The sequence below is a fragment of the Bacillus sp. GMa5/1 genome (genome assembly GCF_050172015.1).
Lineage (GTDB): Bacteria > Bacillota > Bacilli > Bacillales > Bacillaceae_G > Bacillus_A > Bacillus_A cereus.
Genome location: NZ_JBNLYC010000203.1, coordinates 1 through 6,601, shown reverse-complemented (window position 1 = coordinate 6,601; position 6,601 = coordinate 1). Strand labels below are relative to the sequence as shown.

Here is a 6,601-nt window from a genome sequence, read left to right as displayed (position 1 = left end):
ACGTATACATATCGTCCTTTTCATTATAAATCTTTCATAAAGCGGAGAGTGGGTATCAAGAATGGAGTTACGTCATTTAGAGTATTTTATTCAAGTTTGTAATAATAATAGTTTTACTAAAGCTGCGGAAGTTCTAGGTATTTCACAGCCGACTTTAAGTCAACAAATACGTGTGTTAGAAGGTGAACTTGATACACCTTTGTTTCATCGAGTTGGAAGAGGTATCAAAATGACAGAAGCGGGTAAGCTGCTATTTGATAAAGGAAAATTTATCATGCAACAATTTGATGACGTTTATAATGAAATTTTTGAATTAAAGGGTGTAAAAAGAGGTGTGATTACTATAGGAGGTCTATTAGAGGACCTTACTTATTTAACACCTTATATTATGAAGTTTCAACAACATTATCCCAACATCGTAGTGAAAATTGTAGAATCCGAAGTTGCCGTAAATCAAATCGTTGACAAAAATATTGATTTTGGGATTACACGTAGTGCTCAAATTCCAGACACATTAACAAACACCCTTTTGTATAGTGAAGAGCTCGTCCTTGTCATTCCAAAAAATCATCCTTTGAATGAAAAATCATTTGTTTCTTTTCGAGAATTAGTAGGGCTGAGTAGAATAATGGTTTCATGTAGTTGTCGTGAATCTATTAAAATATATTGTGAGAGTTTAGGGTTATCTTTATCTGAAGCAAATATAGAAACAAAATCTTCTATTTCTCTATTGAGCCTTGTATACAATGGACATGGGGTTGCCATAATACCTCGTTCACTGGTTAACTTTGTTAATAATGATACTTTGAGCATAGTTCGTATTACTGATCCAACACCAAGTCAAGATATTAATCTTATTCACTTTGATGATAAATTTTTAAGTTTTGCTGCACGCATCTTTATGCAGAAGTTAAATGATTCGCAAAAAGTATCAGTGTAATAGAAATAATAATGATTCTAGTGTGAAATTTGAAAAAATCTATAAGTCTTAAGATAAAGCAAATATTAAAGTCAAAGGGCAGTGGCTTTATATGTGTGGTGTGATCGATTTTTGACTTTTACTTAAGGGAAAGGGGTAGGCTTTGCAAGGAGAGAAGGATGTAAAAAACAAATCAAGTTTAAGCTATCAACTCTTTTGTCCTATTAAATAGTAATAGATTCCAATAGAGATATACAATGCTATTTCGAATCTACATATCCTTATTGCAGAAAGAAACCACCGGCATTATACCGGTGGTTTTGATTTAGAAAGCAAAGCAAGTACAACCAATACCCCATTTAGTTCCATCTTTTCCTATTACGGTATGAGTGTGTTGATGGAGAGGGTTACTGCAACTATGTAACTTGTTATCATGGGCATCGTGAGAAAGTATAGTGTTGGCTAGGTTAGCACCGCCATAACCATAAACTCCCGTCGGTGACCAGTCAGGTGATGCTGGCGGCAATTCAGGTGATAAATTTTTAAATTCATCATTTCCATACACAACCTGTCCGCCCATAATTGTGAGTAATGATTCAAGGTTTTTGATTTCTTCTTCTGGCACAGTAAAGTAGTCAGCAGACAATACAGCAAGATCAGCAAACTGACCTACTGCAAGGGTTCCTTTTTTACCTTCATCACCAGAGAACCACGCACTTCCTTTTGAATATAATTCCAGGGCTACTTTTCTATCCAGTTTATTTTTTTCATCGTATATCGAAAGTCCACCAATGGTTTTTCCGGCAACCATCCAGTAAAGAGCAACCCAAGGGTTATAGCTGGAAACTCTAGTTGCATCACTACCGGCGCCAACAGGTATACCAAGGTCTAACATACGATAAATCGGAGGAGTACGCTTTGCAGCTTCCTTTCCGTATAAATCAACAAAGTATTCACCTTGAAAAGCCATGCGGTCTTGGATGGCAATACCGCCATTTAAAGCCTTAACACGTTCCATGCTACGATCTGAGATTGTTTCTGCATGATCAAACCACCATCGTAGACCATTAAAAGGAATTTCACTGTTAACTTCCTCGAATACATTTAAGAAACGTGTGATTGACTCATCATAAGTTGCATGTAAACGGAAGGGCCAACGGTTTTCCACCAATAGAGAAATTACTTTCTTTAAGTCAGCTTCCATCATCGTAGCTAGTTCAGGCCGTGGCATTTGAAATTTTTCAAAATCGGCTGCTGAGAATACTAACATCTCTCCGGCACCATTCATTTTATACTTATCAGTTCCTTGACCTGGAGAAACAATTTTTGCCCATGAAGCAAAGTCTTCATATTCATGATTTGGATTTTGCGTAAATAGATTATAAGCAATACGCAAAGTTAATTGTTCCTTCTCGGCTAAATGTTCAACAACTTTGTAATCATCAGGATAATTTTGGAATCCACCACCTGCGTCAATAGCACTTGTAATACCTAATCTATTTAATTCGCGCATAAAATGGCGAGTTGAATTAATCTGGTCGTCAAAATTAAGTGCTGGTGCTTTACCCAAACTTGAATAAAGAATAGAAGCGTTAGGATTCGCAATTAAAAGGCCTGTTGGATTACCTCGTTTATCCCGCTCAATTAAGCAGCCTGGAGGGTCTGGTGTATCTTTTGTATATCCCAGTGCATGCAGCCCAGCACGATTTACAAGTGCTCTATCGTAAAGATGTAGCACAAAGACAGGAGTATCTTCAGAAACGGCATTAATTTCTTCCAAAGTTGGCAACCGTCTCTCTTTAAATTGAAATTCAGACCAACCTCCAACTACCCTTACCCACTGAGGAGCAGGTGTACGCCTTGCCTGTTCTTTGAGCATTTCTAGAGCAATAAAAAGTGATGGCACGCCTTCCCAACGTAATTCCATATTATAATGTAGACCACCACGAATAACGTGTATATGAGAGTCATTCAGGCCTGGAATAGCTCTCTTTCTTTTAAGGTCTATTTTCTTTGTTTTTTCCGTGGCACTATTAAGAAGCTCATCTCCACCTACTGCAGTGACTAAACCATCAGTTATGGCGATAGCAGATACCTCAGGCTGAGAAGGGTCAAGGGTAGTAATTTTTCCGTTATATAAGATCATATCCGGTAAAGTCATGTTCACACCTCGTCTACTTTCTATTATTTTGTAACCATGGATGAAATAATTTACCGAAAATCGGCATGACTACCCATGATAGCAAGGACACTATACATACTGAAACAAAAAAGGCCGACATAATAGGATTTATATGTTTTATAATAGGTCCTATCACTTTAGGAACTAACATGCTAAGAGGCCATACACCCAGAAGGGTAACGATAGACATTTTCCATTTTGGAGGTGGAACTGGCGTTTTCGGAGTAACAAACCAATAAGCCAAACTACTTTCAGTTTTGTAACTCGGATTAGTAACTTGAAATTGTTCTGCCGTTTTTAACAAATCCCGGCGAATGTCTGATTCTTGCCAAGCACGTAGATGCTCATACGTATCAAAGCGAAAAATAACAGTATACTCTCTCGATTCGTTATTTGGGACTATTAGATTTACACCTAAATGCCCTGGGAATTTAGTAGCGGCAGCCTCAATTTCATGTCTCCATGTTTCAAACTGCTTTTCTCTACCTTCTTGAATTTCCCATGTAACAATCGTTGTTACTGGATCAGCAGCATCCATCGTGTTCCCTGTATAAGTCTCTTCGACAGCTACTCCTTCTTGTTTCATATTTTCCTGCTTGGAAGCGCGCCGTGCACCATAGTATATGCGTATTCTACTCCTTGACCATAAGCGCCAGTGTGCTCCTTTACAATTTCCATTACAGCATCATAAGTGTCTTTGTGTGCCCAGTCACGTTGGTATTCAAGTAAAACTTGAATTGCTGTCACTGGAATTGCACCAGCTTGTTCTACACGACGCATAGCAGCGTTATGTGCTGTCAGACTAGTACCACCTGAAGCATCATCAACTGCATACACTTCATAGCCAGCTTTCATTGCTTCAAGCACAGGGAATGCAAGGCAAACTTCAGTCCAAAGTGCTGCAAATATTAATTTCTTTCTACCTGTTGCTTTAACTGCTTCAACAAATTTTGGATCTTCCCAAGAGTTCATTGAACTGCGTTCTATAATTTCATGGTTTGGGAATATATCAAGAATTTGTGGCCAAAAATAACCAGAAAAGCTGCGTGTCTCAACTGTAGTAAGAATAGTAGGTACGTTAAAAGTTTTTGCTGATTTAGCAAGTAGCATAACGTTATTAATCAATGTTTGTCTATCAATACTTGCAACTCCAAAAGTCATTTGAGGTTGAAAATCAATCAAAATTAATGCGCTGTTCTCCGGATTTAACAATTCTAAATTACTCATAATAAAACGCTCCTTTTTTAATTGTTTATTGAAAGTGATGTATATTCTGTCAATTGGAGATCTGCTATACTTTTTAATTTAAATTTAGTGCTGATTTAATCAGCACTAAATTCATACTATCTACTTTAAAAAAGGTGATTTAAAGCTATTTCTTTGAAATACATTTATCCCGCATTAACGGGCAGTAAGACCCCCACCTCAAAATTCAGCGGAAGCAAAGAAGTTAGGTGGGGGATCAACTGCCTGTAAAAGCCCGATTGGTTCAACTAATAATCAGTGGGGGATGAACAAAACCCCCACTGATTAAAGTTTCACTTTATGCATTTTGTTTACTAAGATCTCGCTGAGCTCCCCTATAGCTTCCAATTATATTTTGATAGCCTGGAAGATTGCTAGCAAGCAAATTGCCAAAACCTTCGACATCGTTGCGCCAATCGCGTTGTAATTCGCAAGCTACGCTAAACCAGTTCATAAGTTGCACACCACTATGTGCCATACGAGTATTGGCAGCATCTGCAACTTGTTTACTGAAAGTTCCTGAAGCATCCGTAACAGCAAATACTTCATATCCAGCTTTTATAGCGGAAAGTGCCGGGAAAGCAACACAAACGTCCGTAACTACGCCTGCGATGATAAGTTGTTTTTTTCCAGTTTCTTCGATTGCTTTTACAAAATCATCATTATCCCATGCGTTAATTTGTCCAGGTCGAGCTATTTTTGGTGCATGAGGAAAGAGATCAACCAATTCTTGCATTAAAGGTCCATTAGGCCCGTTTTCGAAACTTGTTGTTAAAATAACTGGTAAATCAAAAAACTTAGCAGTATGAGCAAGAGCTAAAACATTGTTCTTGAATTCATCAACACCATAGTCACGTACTAGTCCGGACATAAGACCAGTTTGATGATCTACTAAAAGCACAACAGCATCATCTTTGTTAATACGAGAATAGAGATCAGTCATTATGTATTCCTCCTAAAAATTAAGTAATCGAAGAAAGTTTAAATAGTCGGATACTATCATAAGTTTCTTCGTTTATAACTAAGCTGACCAATAATATTGGTTATAGCAGCATTCACAGAACATGAAGTGCTATACAATTTTATAGTATTTGAAAACTGATTCGTTAATCAATTCTAAATTATCTATAATTCGTATAGGTCGTAACTATAGTTGTTTTCACTATAAAATAGATTGGTTTTACCTATACATCCTATAGATAGAACAATATTGATAGTCACCTATTTTTGTTATTACAATTGAATAGGAGTAATGTTCAGTAATTATTTTATGATGAAAAAGGTATTAGAGGGGGGATTGTTCCAAAAGGAGAAAATGAATGCATTGGAACAATAGAGTTTCATACTTAGAGTTCACAACATAAACGTGCATGAATAGGTTATGACATTCATCCGGATTATTGAAGAAAAGGATACATATTAGAATATTTTTTGGAGGTAGAAGCATGGCTAAAATTACTGTAGGAACCGAAAATCAAGAACCAATTGAGATATATTATGAGGATTATGGCACAGGAAAACCAGTTGTACTAATTCATGGTTGGCCGTTAAGTGGTCGATCTTGGGAATACCAAGTTCCCGCTCTTGTTGAGGCTGGATACAGAGTTATAACATATGATCGTCGAGGATTTGGAAAATCATCTCAGCCGTGGGAAGGGTATGAATATGATACCTTTACTTCTGATTTACATCAACTATTAGAACATTTAGAGCTTCAAAATGTCACACTTGTTGGTTTTTCTATGGGTGGAGGCGAAGTAGCCCGGTATATTAGTACGTATGGAACAGATCGTATTGAAAAGGCTGTTTTTGCTGGAGCAGTACCTCCATATTTATACAAATCAGAGGATCATCCTGAAGGGGCATTAGATGATGCAACAATTGAAGCATTCAAAAGTGGTGTGATAAATGACCGCCTTGCATTTCTTGATGAATTTACTAAGGGATTTTTCGCGGCTGGTAATCGAACAGATTTAGTTAGTGAGCCATTCCGTTTATATAATTGGGATATTGCAGCCAGTGCATCACCTAAAGGAACACTTGATTGTATTACCGCCTTTAGTAAGACAGATTTTAGAAAAGACTTGGAGAAGTTTAATATACCTACTCTTATTATTCACGGTGATTCTGATGCAACTGTACCCTATGAATATAGTGGGAAATTAACACATGAAGCAATTCCTAATTCTAAAGTAACGTTAATAAAGGGTGGTCCACATGGGCTAAATGCAACGCATGCTAAAGAATTTAATGAA

6 protein-coding genes are annotated in these 6,601 nt (G+C 37.2%); 2 read left to right on the top strand and 4 right to left on the bottom strand.

Annotation, left to right across the window (positions count from 1 at the left end; translation table 11 throughout):
* Window positions 1-61: 61 nt before the first annotated feature.
* Entirely contained in the window at window positions 62-940 is an 879-nt protein-coding gene (locus ACQGSG_RS25305) for a LysR family transcriptional regulator (RefSeq protein WP_000423205.1), read from the top strand.
* Window positions 941-1,244: 304 nt separating this feature from the next.
* Here the strand turns inward: ACQGSG_RS25305 and ACQGSG_RS25300 are convergent, their stop codons facing one another.
* From ACQGSG_RS25300 to ycaC, 4 genes are all read right to left on the bottom strand, one after another.
* Window positions 1,245-3,080: an amidohydrolase gene (locus ACQGSG_RS25300; protein ID WP_061654882.1), complete on the bottom strand. Its 1,836-nt coding sequence runs from the start codon at window positions 3,078-3,080 to the stop codon at window positions 1,245-1,247.
* Window positions 3,081-3,093: 13 nt separating this feature from the next.
* The gene (locus ACQGSG_RS25295; RefSeq protein WP_087965149.1) at window positions 3,094-3,687 is read right to left on the bottom strand and encodes an antibiotic biosynthesis monooxygenase; all 594 of its coding nucleotides are present in this window, start codon (window positions 3,685-3,687) and stop codon (window positions 3,094-3,096) included.
* Complete coding sequence (locus tag ACQGSG_RS25290; RefSeq protein WP_000067163.1) at window positions 3,684-4,328, bottom strand: hydrolase; 645 nt, start codon at window positions 4,326-4,328, stop codon at window positions 3,684-3,686. Before ACQGSG_RS25290 ends, ACQGSG_RS25295 begins: the two co-directional genes overlap by 4 nt.
* A 316-nt stretch (window positions 4,329-4,644) precedes the next feature.
* Window positions 4,645-5,289, bottom strand: coding sequence for an isochorismate family cysteine hydrolase YcaC (gene ycaC / locus ACQGSG_RS25285; RefSeq protein WP_000131214.1), 645 nt, complete (start codon window positions 5,287-5,289; stop codon window positions 4,645-4,647).
* A gap of 502 nt (window positions 5,290-5,791) precedes the next feature.
* On the opposite strand from ycaC, the gene ACQGSG_RS25280 reads away from it, so the two are divergent.
* On the top strand, window positions 5,792-6,601 hold an 810-nt coding region (locus ACQGSG_RS25280), incomplete at its 3' end, for a bromoperoxidase (RefSeq protein ID WP_426948284.1).

Excerpts from the sequence above, each read along its gene's own strand:
- ACQGSG_RS25305 (WP_000423205.1), top strand. The coding sequence starts at position 62 with ATGGAGTTACGTCATTTAGAGTATTTTATTCAAGTTTGTAATAATAAT.
- ACQGSG_RS25300 (WP_061654882.1), bottom strand. The coding sequence starts at position 3,080 with ATGACTTTACCGGATATGATCTTATATAACGGAAAAATTACTACCCTT.
- ACQGSG_RS25295 (WP_087965149.1), bottom strand. The coding sequence starts at position 3,687 with ATGAAACAAGAAGGAGTAGCTGTCGAAGAGACTTATACAGGGAACACG.
- ACQGSG_RS25290 (WP_000067163.1), bottom strand. The coding sequence starts at position 4,328 with ATGAGTAATTTAGAATTGTTAAATCCGGAGAACAGCGCATTAATTTTG.
- ycaC (WP_000131214.1), bottom strand. The coding sequence starts at position 5,289 with ATGACTGATCTCTATTCTCGTATTAACAAAGATGATGCTGTTGTGCTT.